The following is a 20,687-nucleotide window of genomic DNA, read 5'->3' as shown; positions in this document are numbered from 1 at the left end:
GCGGAAGCACACGGATCAGCCGTCCTGGCTCGGGCGGCTCTGGGCGGCCTCGTGTTCGTAGCCGCGCCACCGGCCGAGAATGTCGCGTTGCGCGAGGGCCTCGAGCTTGTCGGCTTCCTCGGGGTTGGCCGTGCCGAGCCGGGTGAAGCGGGACTCGGTCGCGGCGAACTCGCTGAACGGGATCGACGGGGCCCGGGAGTCGAGGGAGAACGGCTGCTCCTCCGCCCGCGGGTCGAAACGGTAGAGGGGCCAGTAGCCGGACCGCACCGCAGCCTTCTGGTGCGCCATGCCGTCGGTCATGTTGATGCCGTGGGCGATGCAGTGGCTGTAGGCGATGATCAGCGACGGGCCGTCCCAGCTGGCCGCCTCGTTGAAGGCCTTCACCGTGTGCGCGTCGTTGGCACCGAGCGCCACCTGCGCGACATACACGTCGCCGTAGGCCGCCGCGACCAGGCCGAGGTCCTTCTTGCGGGTCCGCTTGCCGCCGACCGCGAACTTCGCGACCGCCGCCCGCGGCGTCGACTTCGACGCCTGCCCGCCCGTGTTGGAGTACCCCTCGGTGTCGAGGACGAGCATGTTGACGTCGCGCCCGGAGGCGAGCACGTGGTCGAGGCCGCCGAAGCCGATGTCGTAGGCCCAGCCGTCACCGCCGACGATCCACACGCTTTTCGCGACGAGGTCGTCGAGGAGGGCGTCCAGCCGGGCGGTGGGCCCGTTCCGGGCGGCGTGCTCGCTGCCCGCCAGCCGGCGCCGCAGTTCGGCGACCCGGTCGCGCTGGTCGGCGATGCCGGCCTCGGTCGACTGGTCGGCGTCCAGGATCGCCTCGACGAGCCGGTCGGATACCAGAGCCCCCTCGGCGCGCAGCAGCCGGCGGGCCTCCCGGGCCCGGGCGTCGAGCGCGAGGCGCATGCCCAGCCCGAATTCGGCGTTGTCTTCGAACAGGGAGTTCGCCCAGGCCGGGCCGCGGCCGTCGGCGTTGGCCGTCCACGGCGTGGTGGGCAGGTTCCCGCCGTAGATGGACGAGCAGCCGGTCGCGTTCGCGACCACGATGCGGTCACCGAACAGCTGGGTGAGCAGTTTCAGGTAGGGCGACTCCCCACAGCCGGCACACGCCCCGGAGAACTCGAACAGCGGCTCCCGCAGTTGCGAGCCACGGACGGTGGCCGCCGAGGCGAGCCGCGGCTCGACCGCCGGCAGGGTCTCGTGGAAGGCCCAGCTGGTCCGTTCCTCGGCGAACCGGGAGTCGGCGTCGACCATGTCGAGCGCCCGGTGGTCCGGCATCTCCCGGCTCTTCGCCGGGCACGCCTCGACGCAGACACCGCAGCCGGTGCAGTCGTCCGGCGCGACCTGGATCGTGAGCCGGTACTCCCCGAGCCGGGGGTCCTTCGGGCGGGTGTGCCGGAACGACGGCGGGGCGTCGGCGAGCCGCGCCGGGTCGAACAGTGTCATCCGGATCGCCGCGTGCGGGCAGACGATGGCGCACTTGCCGCAGCTGACGCACAGCTCGGGATCCCAGACCGGGAGCTCGCGGGCGATGCCGCGCTTCTCGTACCGGGCCGTCCCCACCGGGAACGTGCCGTCGACCGGCAGCGCGCTGACGGGGAGCAGGCCCCCCTCACCGGCCATGATCCGCGCTGTGACCTGCCGGACGAACTCGGGTACGTCGCCGACCAGGCGCCGGCGCGCCGGCCCGGTGACGGTGCGGTCGCGCAGGTCGACCTCGCGCAGCGCGCCCAGGGCCGCGTCCACGGCCGCGGTGTTGCGGCGCAGGACTTCCGCTCCGCGCTTGCGCTGGCTGGCGAGGACGCCCTCCTTCACCGCGGCGACCGCCTCGGCCGGCTCGAACAGGCCGGACAGCCGTAGGTAGCAGGTCTGCAGGACGGGGCTGACGATGCCGGGTATGCCGGCCGTCGCCGCCACCCGGTCGGCGTCGACGACGAACAGCCGTGCGCCCCTGGCCAGCAGGTGCCGCTGGGCCTCGGCCGGCAGGTGGTCCCACACCTGATCCGGTGGGTACGAGGTGTTGATCAGGACGGTGGCACCCTGCCCGGCCACGGCGAGGACGTCGACCCGGTCCAGCAGCGACCACTGGTGGCAGCCGACGAACTGGGCGTCCCGGATCAGCCAGGGCGCGTCCACCGGCCGTGGCGCCAGCCGCAGGTGCGACACCGTCATCGAGCCGGACTTCTTGGAGTCGAACACGAAGTAGGCCTGCGCGTGCAGCGGCGTGTGGTCGCCGACGATGCCGGCGGTGGTGCGGGTGGCGCCCACGGTGCCGTCGCTGCCGAGGCCGTAGAACACGGCGCGCCGGACGTCGTCCGGCTCCGGGAACCCGTCCTCGTCCGCGGGCAGGGACAGGTGCGTGACGTCGTCGTCGATGCCGACCGTCACCTCGCGCCGCGGGTTCTCCCGCGCCAACTCCTCGAACACCGCCGCCGCCATCGCGGGCGTGAACTCCTTCGACGCGAGCCCGTAGCGGGCACCGATCACCCGCGGCATGCGCTCGGGCCGCTCCGCGAGCGCCGCCAGGACGTCGAGGCGCAGCGGCTCGCCCGTCGCGCCCGGCTCCTTCGTCCGGTCGAGGACGGCTACCGAACGCACCGTCGGCGGCAGGCAGGCGAGGAACGCCGCACTGTCGAAGGGACGGTACAGGCGGACCTGGACGAACCCGACCCGCTCGCCCCGCGCCATCAGCCGGCTGACCGCGTCGCGCACCGCCGACCGGCCCGACCCCATGATCACCGCGACCCGCTCGGCCTCCGGGTGGCCGTGGTACTCGAAGATGCGGTAGGCCCGGCCCGTCGCCGCGGCCAGCTGGTCCATCGCCCGCTGCACGGCGCCCGGGACGGCGGCGTAGTAGGTGTTGGCCGCCTCGCGGGCCTGGAAGAACGTGTCGGGGTCCTGGGTGGTGMCGCGGATCACCGGGTGGTCCGGGGACAGCGCGCGGCGGCGATGAGCGTCGACGTGGGTTTCGGACAGCAGGCCGGCCAGCGTCGGGTCGTCGAGCAGCGTGACCTCGTTCAGCTCGTGCGAGGTGCGGAAGCCGTCGAAGAAGTGCAGGAACGGCACGCGTGTCTCGAGAGTGGCCGCGTGCGCGACCGCGGCGAGATCGTGCGCCTCCTGCGGAGACGCCGAGGACAGCATGGCGAAGCCGGTCGACCTCGCCGCCATCACGTCGCTGTGGTCACCGAAGATCGACAATGCCTGCGTGGCCAGGGTCCGGGCGGCCACATGGAGAACCATCGGCGTGAGCTCGCCGGCGATCTTGAACATGTTGGGCAGCATCAGCAGGAGTCCCTGCGACGCGGTGAAGGTGGTGGACAGCGCACCCGCCTGCAGGGCGCCGTGGACGGCGCCGGCGGCGCCGCCCTCGCTCTGCAGCTGGACCACCTCGGGCACCCCGCCCCACAGGTTCGGGCGTCCCCCGGCCGCCCACACGTCGGCGAGCTCGCCCATTCCCGAGGCAGGAGTGATCGGGTAGATGGCGATGACCTCGCTTGCCCGGTAGGCCACCGAAGCGGCCGCCTCGTTGCCGTCGATCGTCTTCTGCCCCATGCAGCCAGACTGCATGGTCCGGAGCCGAAGTGGCGAAGGACGTCGTCCCGTACGCCCAGGATGTACAGCACGGCGACCCGACTGCCGAATGTCATCGGCGTCCGGGTGATCTGCGGCAGAATCCGGGGCGATATCGAACCTCATCACCAACTGCCACGACCCGGTCCTGAACGCGGTCGGGCCGGAGAAGCAGGAGGCACCCGCACGTGTCCGGGGACGGTATGTCAACCGCTGCCTCCGGGTTGTGGTTCGGTGCCCTCGGGCCGCTGGAGGTGCGGCTGGACGGCGTGCCCCTGCGGCTGCACGGCCCCCGTGAACGCACCCTGCTCGGCCTGCTGCTGTCCCGGCACAACCGGGTCGTGTCGGTGCCAGGGCTGATCGACGGGCTGTGGGGGGCCACGCCGCCCCCGACGCGGAGAAGACCCTCCAGGGCAACATCTCCCGACTGCGCCGGGTACTGGAGCCCGGCCGGTCCTCGGCCGAATGGCAGGTGCTGGTCACCACCGCGGCCGGGTACAGCCTGCGTGCCGGTCCCACCGCCGTCGACGTCGGGCAGTTCGAATGGCTGGTGGACGGGGCGCGGCGGGCCCGGGACGGCGGCTCTGCCGAGCTTGCGGCAGCCAGACTGCGCCGGGCGCTGCGGTTATGGCGCGGGGACGCCTACGAGGACCTCGGTGAGGCCGCGTTCGCGGTGGCGGAGCGTCGCCGCCTCGACGAGCAGCGGCTCGCGGCGATCGCGGACCGCATCGACCTGGACCTCGCGCTGGGCGAAGCAGCCGCCCTGGTCGGGGAACTGCGGCGGCTGGTGACCAGCCATCCGCTGCGGGAGCGCTTCTGGGGTCAGCTGATGGTCGCCCAGTACGAGTCCGCCGGGCAGGCCGAGGCCCTGGCCGCGTACCACTCGGCACGCCGGCACCTGACCGACGAGCTGGGCGTGGATCCGGGCGCGCGGCTGCAGGCGCTGTACGCCGCCATCCTCGCCGGTGCTGACTGCCCGGTGCCGAGCCCGGTCCGGCCGCGGCCCGTGCCCGCCGCTATTGGTGCGGATCGCAACCCGCTGGCCGGGCGGGAGGCGGACCTGCGCTGGCTCGAACGAGCCTGGGATCGGGTCCTCGACAGCGACAGCGGTGACGTGGTCATCGTCGAAGGCGAAGGGGGGATGGGTGTCAGCCGCCTGGTGGCGGAGTTCGCGCGCCGGGTGGCGGCCCGCGGCGCCGACGTCGTCCTCGGCCTGGAGAACCTGCCGGTCACCTCTGCCGAGGAGCTGGCACGGTCGGCCGCGGAATGCCCGACGCTGGTGATCGTCGATGATCCCGGCGAGCACTCCGCCCGCGACCGCGACCCGTGGGATCGGATCGCCGGCGACGTCGCCGGGCTGCCGGTCCTCGTCGTCACCGCCAGGCCTTCGGGGCGGCTCGGCGCGGGCGGAGCGTGGCGTGCGCTGCGGCTCGGCCCACTGGCCCCCGAGCAGCTCGCCGAGATCGTCGCCAGCTACGTCCACGGCGACGAGCTGCCGGCCGCGCTCGCGGCGGTGGGCGCGTCCAGCGCCGGCGTCCCCCGCAGGATCCACGCCGACAGCGCGGCCTGGGCCGCCGCGCGCGCCGCGCAACGGGTCGGCGAGACCGCGGCGAAGGTGGAGACGGGTCGACGGGAGCTGGACGCCGCCGAGCGCGCGATGATCGCCGAAATCCTGCGCCTGAGACAGGCGCGGATGCGCCGTGCCGAGGGTGAGCAGCTCGAACCTGGCGCGAGTACCGGGGGCGGTGCCAGCGGCTCGGAGGCGATCAGCCCGGGTGGCCTGGACGGCACCAGCGCCGTGGACGGCACCGGCTCCGCTCTGGTGTGCCCGTACAAGGGCCTGGCCCGCTTCGACGAGGAGGACGCCCGCTACTTCTTCGGCCGGGACCGGGTCATCGACCAGCTGGTGACCAGGTGCGCGGCGGCGGCCCTGCTGGCCGTCGTCGGCCCGTCCGGCTCCGGGAAGTCGTCGGTGGTGCGGGCCGGGCTGGTCCCCGCGCTGCGGGCCGGCGTCCTCCCGGGAAGCGACTGCTGGGACATCCGCGTCGTGCGAACGGGCGCGATCGGCGTGGCCGACCTGGCGATGTTCGACACCGATCGGGCCGACGGCCCTGGCGCCACCGACGCGGGCGTGGCCGACGTGACGGCTGTCGGCCCGCAGGCCGGGGGAGTCGGGGCGGGCGCCGGGCCGGCGTCCGCCGTCCGCCTGCTGGTGTTGGACCAGTTCGAGGAGGCGTTCACCGCCTGGCGGGACGGCGACCGGGAGCTGTTGATCGACAAGCTGGTCCGCGCGCTGCGGCGGGAGGACGGGCGGCTGCGCGTCGTCCTCACCGTGCGCGCCGACTACTACGGGCGTTTCGCGCGTTACCCGGAGCTTGCCCGCCTCGTCGACAACAGTGTGCTGGTCGGCCCGATGACACCCGACGAGCTGCGGCAGGCCGTCGAGCGGCCCGCCCGGGTGGCCGGCCTCGAGACCGAGCCGGAGTTCATCGACACCGTGCTGGCCGACGCGCACCACGAACCCGGCGTGCTGCCGTTGCTGTCCACCGCCCTGCTGGCCACCTGGGAACGTCGTGACGGGCGGGTCCTGTCCGCGGCCGCCTACCGGGACGCGGGCGGGGTGGCCGGCGCGCTGACCAGGCTGGCCGACAGCGTCTACGAGGCGTTCGACACCGACGGCCGGGCGGCAAGCACGCCGATGTCTTCGCGCTGTGGGGCGAGCCGCTGGCCGAGACCGCCCAGCAGATCGCCTCCGTCAACGCCGCCGCGGCCGCGGCCGGCCGGACCACCCCGCCGCGCATCAGCGTGTCGTTCCGTCCGATCCTCGGTGCCACCGAGGAGCTGGCCTGGGAACGGGCGCACCGGATCCTGGCGTCGACCAGGGAGAACGTGAGCAAGGCCGCCGAGTACTTCAAGGAGTTCCGCGGCTTCAGCGGCAACCGCGACGCGCCGCAGAACGTCGGCTCGCAGCGGTTGCTGGCCGCCGCGGCCAAGGACGAGCTGCACGACCGTGCGCTGTGGACGCCGCTCGCGGCGGCGATCGGCGGCGGCGGGAACTCCACGGCGCTGGTCGGCACACCGGAGACGGTGGCGGCGGCGTTGCTCGACTACGTCGACATCGGCGTCACGACGTTGTTGATCCGGGGCTACGACCCCTATGACGACGCGATCGACTACGGCCGGCACCTGATCCCGCTGGTGCGCGAGGAGATCGCCCGGCGCGACCGCGGCGAGGCGGCCCGGCGCGACGACATCGCACCGGTGCCGGCGGCGCTGGCCGCGGCGCCCCGTGCCGGCGACCGCTCGCCGCAGGCCGCCGACGCGGCTGTGGGCGGTGCCGCGCGATGACCATCGAGATCATCGGCATGGTCGGCACCAAGGACATGTCCGAGACCCGGGGGACCTTCGACGGGCCGGTGGTCGACACCGACTACCTGACCCGCTTCGCCCAGGCGCATGACGAGGCCGGGTTCGACCGCGTCCTGATCGGCTACGGCGCCACCGGTCCGGACGGCTGGGCGATCGCCTCGCACGTGCTGTACTCGACGCAACGGCTCGGCGTGCTGATCGCGCACCGGCCCGGCTTCGTGGCGCCCACCCTGGTCGCCCGCAAGCTCGCCACGCTGGACGCGCTGACCGGTGGCCGCGGCCGGGTCGCGATCCACCACATCACCGGTGGCAGTGACACCGACCAGCGCCGCGACGGCGACTTCGCCGACCACGACACCCGCTATGAGCGGACCGCCGAGTTCATGAGCGTGCTGCGGCGCGCCCTGACCTCGGAGGTGCCGTTCGACCACGAGGGGCCGTTCTACCGGTTCGAAGGCGCCTTCAGCTCGGTCCGGCCGACGAGCCCCGGCGGCGTCCCGCTGTTCTTCGGCGGCCAGTCGGCGGGCGCGGTCGCCGCCGGCTCCGCGCACGCCGACGTCTACATGCTGTTCGGTGAGCCGCTCGAGCAGACCGCCGAGCGGATCGCCCTGCTGCGGGCGGAGGCCGCCAAGCACGGCCGGACGCTGCGGTTCAGCCTGTCGACCCGACCGATCGTCGCCGACACCGAGGAGGCGGCGTGGGAGCGCGCCGAGGCGATCCGGGCGGAGACCGCCCGGCGGATCGGTGCCGGCAACGGCCTGCTCGCCGCGAAGTACTTCGGCGAGCAGAAGAGCATCGCCTCCGACCGCATGCAGGACGCGGCCTCCCGGGCTGAGGTTCACGACGAGCGGCTGTGGTTCGCCATCACCGCGCTGACCGGTCCGGGCGGGAACTCGTCCGGGCACGTCGGTACGCCCGAGCAGGTGGCCGAGGCACTGTTGAAGTACTACGACCTCGGCATCGACCGGTTCCTGATCCGTGGCTTCGATCCGCTCGACGACGTCCGGCTGTGGGGAGGAGGGCTGGTACCGGCGCTGCGGGCCGGAGTGGCGGCCCGTGACGCCGGGCGGGGCACGCCGGTCGCCGTCCCGGCGTGACGCGGCACGCGCCAGCCGAGCGGAGACGGTACGGCGGCTGGCCGGTCCTTCCCCCGGGCTCGTCCCGGCACCCGTCCCGCCCTCCGTCTCCCGCCTGCCGGCCGCGGCGGCCGGCCCCACCGCGGCACTCCCGGTGAGGGGCGGACCGGGACTGGCCCTGGTGACGGCGGCGGTGGGGCGCCACCGGCGGCTGATGGCCGCCGGGATCGGCGCCGGCCTGCTCTGGACGGCGACGAAGCTCGCCGCGCCGCTGCTCGTCGCGCACACGGTCGACGCCGGGGTGCTCGGCGACGACTCCGGCCAGCTGTGGCTCGGGGTCGCGCTCTTCGCCGGGCTGGCGGTGGTCGGCGCCGGGTTCGCCGGGCTACGTCGTTACTACGGGCAGTGCCTCGCCTACGTGGTGGAGGCGGACCTGCGGGACCGGCTGCTGGCGCGGGTGGTGCGGTTGCCGGCGGCGTTCCACGACCGGCACCCCAGCGGCGTCCTGGTCGCCCGGGCCACGACCGACCTGCAACAGGCCCAGCAGCCCGTGATCAACATCCCGATCATGGTCTCCAACCTGGTGATGCTGGTCGGGACGGCGATCCTGCTGGCCCGGATCGACCCGGTGCTGACGATGGTCGCGATGGCACCGGCCGTGGCGGTGTTCGCGGTCGCCGTCCGGTTGACCCGGCGGCTGGGGCCACGGGCGTTGGACCTGCAGTCCGAGCTCGGCGTGCTGGCCAGCACCGTGGAGGAGTCGATCGCCGGGGTGCGCACCACCAAGGGCCTCGGTACCGAGGACGACGAGCGGCGCCGCGTCCGCGACCAGGCCGGTCAGGTGCAGCGGGCGGCGCTGCGGCTGAACTCGGTCCGCGCGACCTATCTGCCGCTGGCCGAACTGCTTCCGGCGTTCGGCCTGGTCGGTGTGCTGTGGATCGGCGGGCTGCGGGTCGCCGACGGGGCTTTGACGGTCGGCGAGCTGGTCCAGTTCAGCTACTTCGGGCTGTTGATCGTCGGCCCGCTGCGGATCGCCGGCATGACCGCGTCCCAGCTGAAGCGCGCGGTGGTGTCGGCCGGGCTGGTCGCCGCGATCCTCGACGAGGAGCAGGAACCGATCGCGGCGCGGGCCGCGGCCGGAACCAGGGCCGGAAGCACGGCCGACCCCGGAGCCGAGACCACGGCCGGAGGCACAGCCGGCACCACGGCCGGCGCCTCCGGAAGCACGGCCGGAACCGCGGCCCGAACCGCCACGACGGGCACGACGGGCACGGCCCGGGCGGCAGCCCGGAGGACCGTCCCGGCAACGGCGCCTGTCTCGGCGACCGCCGGGCCCGGCGGCGGGCTTGAGGTGCGGTTCGAGGGGGTGACGTTCGGCTACGCGCCGGGTCGTCAGGTGCTCCGGGAGCTTGACCTGGTGGTGCCGGCCGGCGAGTGCGTCGCCGTGGTCGGTGCGACCGGCAGCGGCAAGTCCACCCTCGGCGCGCTGGTGCCCCGCTTCTACGACGTCGGCGCCGGCCGGGTCTGCGTCGGCGGCCGCGACGTCCGGGACTGGTCGCTCGCCGACCTGCGCGCCCAGCTGGGCGTCGGGTTCGAGGACGCGTTCCTGTTCAGCGGGACGGTCCGCGACAATCTCCGGTTCGGCGCGCCGGAGGCCGATGACGAACAGCTCCGGGCGGCGGTCCGGCTCGCCGGGGCGCAGGACGTGGTGGCGGGCCGGCCGGGCGGCTACGACGCGCTGGTCGGCGAGCGTGGCCTCGGCCTGTCCGGCGGCCAGCGACAGCGGCTGGCGCTGGCCCGCACCCTGGTCGCGGACCCACCGGTGCTGCTGCTGGACTCGCCGACCAGCGCGGTGGACCCGGCGAAGGAGGCCGAGATCGTCGCCTCGCTGGCGACCGTGGTCAGGGGACGGACGACGATCCTTGTCGCGCACCGGCCCGCCGTCATCGGCCTCGCCGACCGGGTCGTGCTGCTCGAGGGCGGCCGGGTCGCTGCCACCGGCACCCATGAGGACCTGCTCGAGAGCTCGCCACGCTATCGGCAGGTGCTGGTCGCCCACTCCGGCGACCTGGACGACCCCGACGCCGACCCCGACCCTGGCCCTGGGGCGCCGGCGGGCCGTGGCGCCCTGGCAATGTCATGACGTCCCGACCGGTGTGACTCCGACCGGCGCGACCCGGACCGGGACCACCCCCGCCGGCGGCCCGCCGGCAGGCAGGCCGTCGCCGCCGGGCCGTGGCAGCCTGCTGGCGCGGACGCTGACGCTGCTGCGGCCGCGCTGGCCGGCGGTCGCGCTGGCGGCGCTGCTGCTTGTCACGACCACGGCGACGGCGTTGGCCGGGCCCTGGATCCTGCGTTACGCCATCGACGAAGGTCTGGTCGGGGACCGGCCCGACACCGGCGTGATCACTCGCGCCGGCATGCTCTACCTGGGCCTGGCCGTGGCTGGCCTGGTGCTCGCCCGGCTGCAGGTCGAGCTGGTGGGGCGGATCGGCGAGTGGTTCGTGCGCGAGCTGCGCAGCCGCACCGTCGACCACGTCATGTCAATGTCGGTGCGCTCCTTCGACCGCACCCCGGCGGGGACCCTGGTGCCCCGGATGACCGCGGACGTCGACGCGCTGCAGGACGCCGTCCAGCTCGGAGTCGTGCCGTTCGCGCAGGCGGTGCTCACCCTCGCCTTCCTGGTCACCGTGCTGGTCGCGTTGTCGTGGCAGCTCGCGCTGGTCTGCCTGCTGCCGGCGGCGGCGCTGGTCGCGGCGACGGTGTGGTTCCGCCGCGCCTCCCGCTCGGCGTTCGCCCGGGTGCGTGACCGCGTCGCGGACACCGTGACCGAGCTGACCGAGCGGCTCGCCGGGCTTCGGGTGGTCCGGGCGTTCCGCCAGGAGCCCGCGGCGACCGCGTCGTTGCTGGGGCGCAGCGGCCGGCAGCTCGACGCCAACGTCACGGCGGTGCGGATCCAGTCGGTCTACCTCACCGCCATGGAGTTCGCGACCGTCGGGAGCATCGCGGCGGTACTGGCCGCCGGAGGCGCCCTCGCCGCACGGGACGCGGTGACCGTGGGCACCCTCAGCGCCTTCGTGCTCTACCTGCTGCTCGCCTTCGAGCCGGTGCAGTCGCTGAGCTTCCTGGTCACGGTGCTCGAATCGGCGGCCGCGGCGTTGCGTAAGATCTACGGCCTGCTCGACGAGCCGGTGGACCTCCTGGAGGGCACCCGGGAGCTGCCGGACGTCGGTCCGCTCCACGCCGAGGACGTCGGTTTCCGGTATGCCGACGGTCAGCCTGAGGTCCTGCGCGGGGTGCGCCTGACGATCAGGCCCGGCGAGCGGGTTGCACTGGTCGGGCCGACCGGCGCAGGCAAGTCAACGCTCGCCAAGCTGATGGCACGGCTGTTCGACCCCACCGCCGGCCGGGTCGGCTACGCCGGCGTGGACCTGCGGGACGTGACCCGGCGGGCGCTGCGGTCGCGGGTCGTGATGGTCGCCCAGGACGGTCAGCTGACCAACGGCACGCTGGCGCACAACCTGCTGGCGGTGCGGCCCGGCGCCACCCGCGAGGAGCTGGCCGGTGCGCTGGCGTCGGTCGGCGCCGGCGGCTGGCTCGACAGCCTGCCCGACGGCCTCGCCACCCAGGTCGGCGAGGGCGGGGCGCTGCTGTCGGCGGGCGAGCGGCAGCTCGTCGCGCTCGCCCGCGTGTGCCTGCTCGACGCGGACGTCGTCGTGCTCGACGAGGCCACCTCCGGGCTGGACCCCGGAACGGAGAAGCTCGTGGAGGCCGCGGTGGCCGCGGCGACGGCCGGCCGGGCCGTGCTCATCGTCGCCCACCGGATGTCGACGATCCGTGGCGCGGACCGGGTCGTCCTCGTCACCACCGACGGCGTCACCGAGCTCGGCTCTCACGACGAGCTACCAGTGCCGTCGTAGCCGTCTCCAAGCCCACAGGGCGCCGGCGGCCGGGTGCGGGCACCAGCGAGATCCAGCGCAACATCATCGCTCAGCATGCCTGTCGCCTGCCCCGGGGCCGGGAAGACTTTCTTCCGCTTACGCCGTGCGCAAGCGGAGGGTATCCTTCCGTTTGGTGGCCGTCATCACTCGGCGGCGGGTTGCCGGGCAGGGAGGTCCTGAGGCGTGACAGCGGGATCGCCGGAGCGGTTACGTGCGGATGCGCGCCGTAACCGCCGCAAGATCCTGGCAACAGCCGCACTCGCGTTCGTCGAGGACGGCCCGTACGTGCCCATGGAGGAGATCGCCCGCCGTGCCGGTGTCGGCGTCGGCACGCTCTACCGGCACTTCCCGGACCGGGATGCGCTGATCATGGCGGTCGTGCGGGACAACCTGGCCGCCACGCTGGTCAGGGCACGCCAGGCCGCGGCGGAGGAGGAACAGGCGTGGGACGCGCTGGTACGGAGCATGAGCGCGTCCGACGAGACCCGGCTCGTGCTGCGCCTGCCCACTCTCTTCTCGCCGGCGATCGTGGCGGCGATCCAGGCCGACCCTGAGATCCGGCGGATCCGCCGCGAGCTCGTCGCGGTGATCGACAGCCTCGTCCGCAGGGCACAGAACGAGGGGTCGCTGCGTGCCGATGTGGGCACCGGCGACCTCATCCATCTCTTCTCGTTGCTGCTGCGCGGTGTCCGGAGGACACCCGACGACACGGCGGACGTCGCCCTTGAACGCGCGCAGGCGGTCATCCTCGACGGCCTGCGTGCCCATTCAGGAGACCTGTTGCCCGGCCGGCCGCTCAGCGCGACCGACCTGGAGGCGGAATGACCGGCCGGCGCGGCGCCATGGCGGGAACGGTCGATCAGCCGGGGACGGCTGAACCGGGAGGGGGATGTGCATGGTGCGAGGGTCGATCTTCAGGCCGAGGAGGTAGTGCAGGGGCGCCCGGTGCGGTGCGGGTGGACCACCCGCACCGCACCGGGCGCATCGCTTCAGGCAGGACGCCCGGGCCGACTTTCGGCACCCGGAGGACCCGTCCAACCTGACAGCTCAGAGCCCGTCAGCTGGTAGCAACGGCAGAGCTCTGATCGACTTCCGTGTCGTGAATGCCGAGGTAGGCGTTCTCCAGGAGCTCGGGGGCGGCGGCCAGCTCCTTCGCCGGCCCGCGCAGGACGATGTTGCCGCGGTTGAGGACGGCCGCGGCGTCGGCTACCTCGAGGGCGAGGTTGACGTGCTGTTCGACCAGGACCACCGCGCACTTGTGATCGGTGGCGATGCGACTGACGGTGGCGAACAGACCCTCGACGATCAGGGGTGCCAGGCCCATGCTGAGCTCGTCGATCAGCAGCACCCGGGGCTGCTGGATCAGGGCTCGAGCCATGACCAGCATCTGCTGCTCGCCGCCGGAGAGCGCCCCTGCCGGCAGGGTCCACCGCTTCTCGAGAGCTGGGAAGGACTCGAGAAGCTCTTTCGGCTTGGGGCTGTTGCGCTTGGCCGCCACCCGGATGTTCTCCTCGACGGAAAGGGTGGTGAACAGGCAGCGGTTGTCGGGGACGAGCACCACGCCGGCCGCGTTCGCCGCGGTGGGTCGGCCGCTGCGCAGCCGCGCGCCGTCGACGCTGACGGTTCCCCCCTGAGCGGGCAGCAGCCCGGACAGGGTCAGCAGCAGCGTGGTCTTGCCGGCGCCGTTCGGACCGAGCAGGGCCAGCACCGACCCGGCCTCGACCGCGAGATCGACGTTCCGGAATGCGGTGGTGCTGCCTCTGCCGCCGGTGAGGTCGGCGCACTCCAGGCGGATGGTCATCGGGTCACCGCCGAGGATGTGGTCGCTGCCGAGGGTGCCGTCAACGGTGGAGTGGTTTCCGCCGCCGGTGGGGTGGTCTCTGGCGCTGGGGTTGGGGTGGTTTCCGTGGCCGGCGGTGAGGTGGTCTCCGTGGCTGGTGCCGGGGTTGGGGTGGTCTTTGCCGCCGGCGGTGAGGCGGTCTCCACGGCTGGTGCTGGGATCGGGGTGGTCTTTGCCGCCGCCGGTGAAGTGGTCTCCGGTGCCGGTGCCGGGGTGGTCTCCGCCGCTGGCGGTGGAGTGGTCTCCGTGGCTGGTGCCGGGGTCGGGGTGGTTTCCGCGGCTGGCGGCGAGGGGGTCTCCACAGCTGACGGGGAGGCGGTCTCCGGCGGTGCTGCGGCTTCCGTCTCTACCTCCTCTATCTCCTCTACCTCCTCTATCTCCTCTATCTCCGCCTCGACCTCTGCTGAGGCGTCGTGGACGGAGCCGAGGTAGGCGTCGGCGACGGCGCGGTCCGCGCGGATCGTCGCGGGGGTTCCCTCCGCGATGACCTTGCCGAAGTCGAGGACGTAGATGTAGTCGCACACGGACAGCACGAGGGAGACGTCGTGATCGACGAGGACCACGCCGACCCCGGTGTGGCTGATCGAGCGAATGCGCTCACCGAGCCAGGCGGTCTCGGTGGTGTCGAGTCCGGCGGCGGGTTCGTCGAGGAGCAGGGCCCGCGGGCTGGTGGCGCAGGCCCGCGCGATCGAGACCAGCTGCCGTTCGCCCTGGCTCAGTTCGTCGGCGTGCCGGTCGGCCCGGTCGGCGATGCCGACCAGGTCGAGTGCGGCCGCCAGGGCGCGGTGACGTTCGTCCCCCCGCGCGCCGAACAGCGCCGCGCTGACGTTCTCCTCGACGGTGAGGTCGTCGTAGAGCTCCAGGGACTGGAATGTGCGGGCGAGGCCACGCCGCACCCGCGCGTGTGTGGGCAGGCCCTCGATGGGCTCTCCGCCGAGCTGGATGGTGCCCGAGGCCTGGGCGAATCCGGTCGTCGCGTCGATCACGCTCGTCTTGCCGGCGCCGTTCGGCCCGATGAGGCCGACGATCTGGCCGGCGTGGACGCGCAGCGAGACCTCGGAGACAGCTGTCACACCACCGTAACGAACAGTGAGTCCGCTGATGTCGAGCACCGTGGCCGCCGGCTGCGCCGGTTCGGTTGGTTCCGCCGCCTGGTCGGCGCCTGCCGGCTGTGTCGGCACGGTCGGTTCTGCTTTGGCGGTACTCACCGGTTTGGCGATACTCACCGGTTCCGTCTGGTCGGTGCTTGCCGGTGCGGGGACGCTGGTCTTCGTCGTGAGGTCGGCCTCGGCGGCTGTGGGCTGCTGGGGTGTCAGCCTCTTGGCCTGTTCCGTGGCGGTTGGTGTGCGCTTGCGGTGGCGTAGTCGGTCCAGTCGGTCGGCGAGCTCGTGGCCGCCGGTGGCGAGGCCTTCGGGGTGACCGATGAGGGCGACGAGGAGCCCGATGCCGGTGATGACCGGGAACCAGTCGCCCAGGTGGACCCAGCGGTCCATGGCCACGAAGGTGATGCCGGACGCCGCCATGATGCCGGCGAGGATGCCGCCGTAGACCGAGGTGACGCCGGCCAGGTACGCGGTCGAGAGCAGGGCGAGCCCGCCGATCGCGGTGAACGAGTCGAAGGTGACGACACCACGCCGGTAGGCCAGGAGGCTGCCACCCAGGCCGGCGATGAACGACGCGATCGCGAAGCTGGCGACCTTGATCGCCACGACGTTGATCCCGATGCCGGCGGCGGAGTGCTCGTTGGCGCGGACCGCGAGCATGGCCGAACCCAGTGCGCTGGTCCGCAGCCGGGCGACGCCCCAGGCCACGGCCACCAGGACCGCCAGGCACAGGAGGCCGAAGGGAATGCGGGGGAAGGCGTGGCCGGTGCCGATGCTGAGGTCGAGGCCGAACAGCTTGGGCTGGGTCACCGCGGCGCCCTCGCTGCTGACGATCTGAGTGTTGCGGAACCAGACGGCCTCGATGGCGTAGGCCAGGGCGAGGGTGACGATGCCCAGGGTCAGCCCCCGCAATCGCAGGGCGGGCAGCCCGATCACCACGCCCAGCACGGTGGCCGCGAGCGCGGCCAGCAGGGGCGCGAACGGGAACGGGACGTGCCAGCTCTGGGTCAGGCCGCTCAGCGTGAACGCGGCGCTGCCGGCCAGCGCGAGCTGGGCCAGCGACACCTGGCCGGCGTAGCCGGTCACGACGACGAGCGACAGGCCGATGATCGCGGCGATGAAGGTGCCGATGACCGCGCTTCGCCAGGTTCCGGTGGTGGCCAGCAGGGCGATCACGCCCACGGCGGTACCGAAGACCGTGGGCAGTGTCAGGGAGCGCGGCCGGGGTGCCCGACCCAGCGGTTGCCGAACCAGACCGCCCCGGACCGTCAGGCCCCGTCCGGTGGCCAGCAGCGCCAGCAGGATCACCACCAGCGGGACGAGTTCCGACGCGCCTGTCCTCGGCAGCCACCACACCTTGTCGGCGGCGAGTGAGAGCGCCTCGGACTGGACCATGCCGATGGCGATGCCGGCGGCCACGGTCGGCACGAGGTTGGTGAAGCCACCGACGACGGCGGCGGCGAGGGCCGGGACGACGAAGAGCGTGTAGGTGGTCGGGGAGAGCGGGCTCAACGGCGCGATGAGAATGCCGGCGGCACCGGCGGTCACGCCGCTGATCATCCAGTTGAACAAAGCGATTCGGTCCGGGGACACGCCGCTGACGTAGGCGCCGGTCTGGGATTCCGCCACCGCCCTCGTCAGCAGCCCGAATCGGGTGAAGCGGTACACCGCGGTCAGCGCCAGCGTCAGGACCACCACGGCGACGACGAGATAGAGGCGGTCGGACAGCACCTTCGCGCCGCCGAACTCCCACCGTTCCGCCGGGAAGATCGCCTCGACGCTGACGGGCGCCGTACCGAGCCGGATCGCCATCACCGACTGGATGACCACCAGAACACCTAGCGACGCCACTGCCCGGGCCAGCGGAGGCGCCTCGCGCAGGGGCCTGAACACCGCCAGGTACAGCAGTGCGCCGAGCAGTGCCCCGAACAGGAGGGAGAGCGCTGCCGCCGGTGCCAGCCCCCATTCTCCGCCAAGGTCAACCGAGACAGGCAGTCCGGGAAAGAGGACTAACAGCTCGCCGTCGCGTAAGTAGGCATAGGAGTAGGCGACGTAGAGCGCTACCGCCCCGGTCGCGAAGTTGATGACTCCCGAGCTCCGGTAGGTGAGCACGAGCGCGAGACCCAGCGCCGCGAACACCCCTCCGTTTCCCAGGCCCAGAAGTAGCGAACCTATATGTTCCATCACGATCTCCTGGCATCTTTCAGTTCAGTCCTGCAAAACGCGGGCCGGTTCGGCCCCCCACTCGGGCAGACGCCGAGTGGGGGGCCGAACCGGCTATCGAGAAATACGTCGATGAGTGGGTAGTGGGTACGCGGCCGTCAGTCCGGGATCGGAGAGGTGCCGAGAACCTTGTACTCCGTAGGCTGGCCATCGCTGTCGAGAGTCGTGGACAACCCGCCGCGCACGCAGGCCGCCGGCGAGTCCGGGTAGGCCTTGCCGTTGCAGCGGAACTGCAACCCGGAGGCGCCCGGAAGCTCCTTCTCGGGAGCCGCCTTGATAGCGGCGGTGACGGTCGCCGGCGTGATTTCACCCTTGATGTCCTCGAGCGACGCCGCGAGACCGGCGAACGTCACGAACATGCCCCGGCCCGCGGACGAGCCGGTGTCGACGTCCTTCCCGTAGGTGTCGATCACGGCGTTGTAGAGGACGCTGGACGGGTCGTCCCCACCGACGGGAACAGAGGCGCCGATGACCATCCCTTCCAGGTCGTCCCCGGGCACGGCCTTACGGGTGGCGTCGGTGATGCACTGCGAGATGGCGCTGACCGTGCCTTCGAACCCGACCGCCCGCAGGCCGTTGATCGCGCTGATGCAGAACGAGTCGTTGCCGATGATGAACACGACGCTGGACTTGTCACCCGCGACGCCCTGCAGCTGCGGCGTCATGTCGGCCGTGCCCGGAGCGATCCGGATGAGCTCGTACTCGAGACCCGCCTTCTCCATCAGCGGCGGTGCGAGGTCCTGCGCGTTGTGGAGCGCGGCCGGCACGTCGATGACGACCTCGGTGACCTTCTTGAGGCCCTTGTCCTTCGCGAGGCTGATCGGCAGCTGCAACGTCGCGAACGTCGGATCGCCTATGGTGAAGCTGTTGGGGTCGGACAGAATCGACGGGCTGCCCGCGCCGAAGAACATCACGGGTATGTCCGCGTCGGCCAGCGGCTTCCATACGCCCTCGGCCACCGCCGACTCGCCGACCGCGACCGCGACGACGTCCTTCTCGATCATCTGGTTCCCGCAGTCGGTACCCCTGGCCGGGTCTGCCTGCGTCTCACACGTCACCAGCTCGACGGGTCGGCCGCCGATGCCCCCGCGATGCTCGTTCAGGTACTTGGCGGTGGCCTCCGCGACGGCGAACTGGACGGAGTTGTCGATGGCGGCAGACCGGCCGTCCGAGACGATCCCGATTTTGACGGGCTCGCCGGCGGCCTTGTCGACCGGCCCGAGCGCGTTGGCGGCCGCGGCCGTCTCCGTCGGAGTGGTGGTGGCATCCTCGTCGTCCGAGCTACACGCGGCGACGAACAGGAGCGAGGCCAGGGGCAGGGCTAAGAGCGCCCGCGCCGACCGCCGACGCGACCACCTTGTTCGGTCGCGTGGCACCGTGTTCTGCATATGCCTTCCACCTCTGAGTCATCGAAGTTGTCTGCATCGCGGCACCATCAGCCACGAAAAACAGCCCTGCCGGGAGCAGGTGGCTCTCACAAGGCCGTGTTTAGTTGGCTGGCCATTGTCCGGCGGACGAGTGAGCACATGCTCCCAACTTTCGACGTCAGCGTCAACGACTTAGGTTGCCCTCAGGTGATCTTGCTGGGTGGTGTGGCCAAAACGAGATCATGATCAAGGTGTTGGCGGCTCCGCCGTGGAAGTAGTAGCCGTGTTTGGCGTAGCGGGAGGCGAGCGGGCGAGGCCTGCCCCGGGGCCGGCGGCCGGCCGTCAGGGGGGCGGGGCCGTTTGAGCTGACGCGGCGGCCGGAGCGGCGCCGCGAGTCCACGGTGGTCAGCCCGGTGCAACCGGCGACGCCCGCACCGCGGGCTCCGCCTCCCACCGGCCTGGCACGACCACCCCCGGCCGCCGCCGCGACGGCCGGATCAAGCGCTGGTCCGTCCTGGGCGTCCTAATCAACGAATACGGATGGGCCGCCTTATGATCGGGACACATCAATACGGTGGCCGAGTTCTGGCACTCGGAAGATCGAGAACATTCAGTCGCGGTCGCTACTGCGACCGAAGCGGTCCTTCGATGCCGGTCCTTATTTGCGTCCGGTGGCCGCATTCGCCGAACTCGCCCGCGTCGTCCGGCACCCATCCGCACTCTGTGAACACCTTGAGCGCCAGGATCACCGTGCGTGGCTGCCGAGCAGGTCCAGGGTGCCGAGGTCGCGGATGGCGGCGCACGCGTTTTTGATCATGGAGAGGAGCATCCGGTCGGAGTTCTCGGTGGGTTCGTTGGTCGCGTAGGCGGAGCCGAGCACGGTGAGTAGTGGTGCCTGCGGGGTTCCGAGGCGGTAGTCGTGGAAGCAGTCGTCGAGTGGGTAGTCGTCGACGCCCATCTGGGTGAGTTGTTCGTGGTAGGCGCGGACCAGGTTCTTTTCCTGGGCGCGTCGGAGGGTGGGTGGCAGGGCGGTGGCGAGGAAGTAGGCGACGTCGCGGCCGGGGAAGCCGATCTCGAGGGACTGCCAGTCGATGGCTGTCACCTCGTGGGATTCGGTGAACAGGAGGTTGTCGAGGCGGTAGTCGCCGTGGATGAGGGTGTGGCGGCCGCAGACCTGCCGGCCCCACTGGGCGAAGTGGTCGGCGGTGCGGTGCAGTGTGTCTGTGTCGGTGGGGGAGAGGCGGTCCTGGAACCGGTCGAGGAACGGCTCGGTGGCCGCGGTGAGGATTTCGCCGAGGAAGCTGAGACCGGCTTCGTCGGTTTGGCGTAGCCAGTCGGCGCCGTTGGTGAGGCCCGGCTTGTTCCAGAACGGGCCGTGCAGGCCGGCGAGGTTGCGTAGCGCGGCTTCGGCCTGGGGGTGTCGCAGCCGTCGGCCTGGACGCCGGGCTGTGCTGGGTGTGCGTCCTCGAGTACCAGGGTGAAGCTGCGGCCGTCGGTGTTGATGGCGGCGCTCCAGCAGTGTGGTACCCGGATCTGGGCGTGGGGGGCGAATCTGGTGTAGTAGCCGACCTCGCTGCGGTAGCCGGGGGCGATCTGGCCGCGGCCTTCGGGGGTGCCGGCGGCCAGTTTGAGGACCACCGAGGAGGGTGCCGGGTCGGTGCTGTCGGGATGGGCGTCGAGGTGGAAGCGGTGGCTGGAGCTGAGTTGGCCGCCCCCGACGGGTTCGTGGCGTAGCCCGACGATCTTGGTGTTGGTGCCGCCTCGGCGCAGCGCGGCGGTCATCCACTCAGGGGTGACCATGCTGGGGTTGTCGACGATCCACCCTGGTTGTCCACCTGCCGGTTCGGTCATCCTGGCCTCCGAGGGTGCTCGGGTCGGTGTCCGTGGCGGTGGGCTAGGTGATCGTGTAGCGGATGGGGAGGTGTTTGGGTCCGCCGACGAACAGGGTCTGCATGTATTCGGGTGTGCCGGCCAGCTCGATCTCGTGTAGCCGGGGGACCAGTTCGGTGTAGGGCGCGTCCCTCTAGGCCGTGTCCGGTCGATGATGGTTGGAGGCGGTTTCGCGTACGGGCCCGCTCGTGTCCCAGCCGACGTACGGCGCCGGTTGACACCAGTGTTCCGCTGCTCCGTGGACCGCCATGATCCCCGTGCCCGTGCCCGTGCCCGTGCCCGTGCCCGTGCCCGTGCCCGTGCCC

Annotated in this window: 10 protein-coding genes and 2 pseudogenes; 6 read left to right on the top strand and 6 right to left on the bottom strand. The window is 72.1% G+C overall.

Features of this window, described 5'->3' with window-relative positions; translation table 11 throughout:
• Positions 1–15: 15 nt before the first annotated feature.
• Positions 16–3,555 carry a pyruvate:ferredoxin (flavodoxin) oxidoreductase gene (nifJ, locus tag BBK14_RS28100; protein WP_071066222.1) on the bottom strand — a complete coding sequence of 1,180 codons (3,540 nt, stop codon included), beginning with the start codon at positions 3,553–3,555 and terminating at the stop codon, positions 16–18.
• Between the two features lie 388 nt (positions 3,556–3,943).
• On the opposite strand from nifJ, the pseudogene BBK14_RS41795 reads away from it, so the two are divergent.
• From BBK14_RS41795 to BBK14_RS28075, 6 genes and pseudogenes are all read left to right on the top strand, one after another.
• Positions 3,944–6,202, top strand: a pseudogene (locus BBK14_RS41795) (nSTAND1 domain-containing NTPase); the annotation flags it as partial.
• A gap of 80 nt (positions 6,203–6,282) precedes the next feature.
• A complete protein-coding gene (locus tag BBK14_RS28095) occupies positions 6,283–6,921 on the top strand; it encodes an LLM class flavin-dependent oxidoreductase (protein ID WP_338045508.1) in 639 nt (212 codons plus the stop codon).
• Complete coding sequence (locus tag BBK14_RS28090) at positions 6,918–8,039, top strand: LLM class flavin-dependent oxidoreductase (protein ID WP_071066221.1); 1,122 nt, start codon at positions 6,918–6,920, stop codon at positions 8,037–8,039. Before BBK14_RS28095 ends, BBK14_RS28090 begins: the two co-directional genes overlap by 4 nt.
• A 160-nt stretch (positions 8,040–8,199) precedes the next feature.
• The gene (locus tag BBK14_RS36015; protein ID WP_241831895.1) at positions 8,200–10,161 is read left to right on the top strand and encodes an ABC transporter ATP-binding protein; all 1,962 of its coding nucleotides are present in this window, start codon (positions 8,200–8,202) and stop codon (positions 10,159–10,161) included.
• A gap of 13 nt (positions 10,162–10,174) precedes the next feature.
• Entirely contained in the window at positions 10,175–11,938 is a 1,764-nt protein-coding gene (locus tag BBK14_RS28080; RefSeq protein ID WP_241831894.1) for an ABC transporter ATP-binding protein, read from the top strand.
• Positions 11,939–12,142: 204 nt separating this feature from the next.
• Positions 12,143–12,784, top strand: coding sequence for a TetR/AcrR family transcriptional regulator (locus tag BBK14_RS28075; RefSeq protein ID WP_071066220.1), 642 nt, complete (start codon positions 12,143–12,145; stop codon positions 12,782–12,784).
• Between the two features lie 232 nt (positions 12,785–13,016).
• Here BBK14_RS28075 and BBK14_RS28070 read toward each other — a convergent pair whose 3' ends face one another.
• From BBK14_RS28070 to BBK14_RS43015, 5 genes and pseudogenes are all read right to left on the bottom strand, one after another.
• The gene (locus BBK14_RS28070) at positions 13,017–13,760 is read right to left on the bottom strand and encodes an ABC transporter ATP-binding protein (RefSeq protein ID WP_071066219.1); all 744 of its coding nucleotides are present in this window, start codon (positions 13,758–13,760) and stop codon (positions 13,017–13,019) included.
• Positions 13,757–17,086, bottom strand: a complete 3,330-nt coding sequence (locus BBK14_RS28065; protein ID WP_071066218.1) for a branched-chain amino acid ABC transporter permease/ATP-binding protein — start codon at positions 17,084–17,086, stop codon at positions 13,757–13,759. Before BBK14_RS28065 ends, BBK14_RS28070 begins: the two co-directional genes overlap by 4 nt.
• A 137-nt stretch (positions 17,087–17,223) precedes the next feature.
• A complete protein-coding gene (locus BBK14_RS28060) occupies positions 17,224–18,513 on the bottom strand; it encodes an ABC transporter substrate-binding protein (protein ID WP_071066217.1) in 1,290 nt (429 codons plus the stop codon).
• 724 nt (positions 18,514–19,237) lie between these two features.
• Positions 19,238–20,278, bottom strand: a complete 1,041-nt coding sequence (locus BBK14_RS28055; RefSeq protein ID WP_241831893.1) for a phosphotransferase — start codon at positions 20,276–20,278, stop codon at positions 19,238–19,240.
• Positions 20,279–20,386: 108 nt separating this feature from the next.
• Positions 20,387–20,509, bottom strand: a pseudogene (locus BBK14_RS43015) (cytochrome P450); the annotation flags it as partial.
• Between the last annotated feature and the right edge of the window lie 178 nt (positions 20,510–20,687).

Source organism: Parafrankia soli (genome assembly GCF_001854695.1).
Taxonomy (GTDB): Bacteria; Actinomycetota; Actinomycetes; order Frankiales; family Frankiaceae; genus Parafrankia; species Parafrankia soli.
The sequence above is the reverse complement of the archived record's forward strand: the minus strand, read 5'-3'. Positions and strand labels throughout refer to the sequence as shown.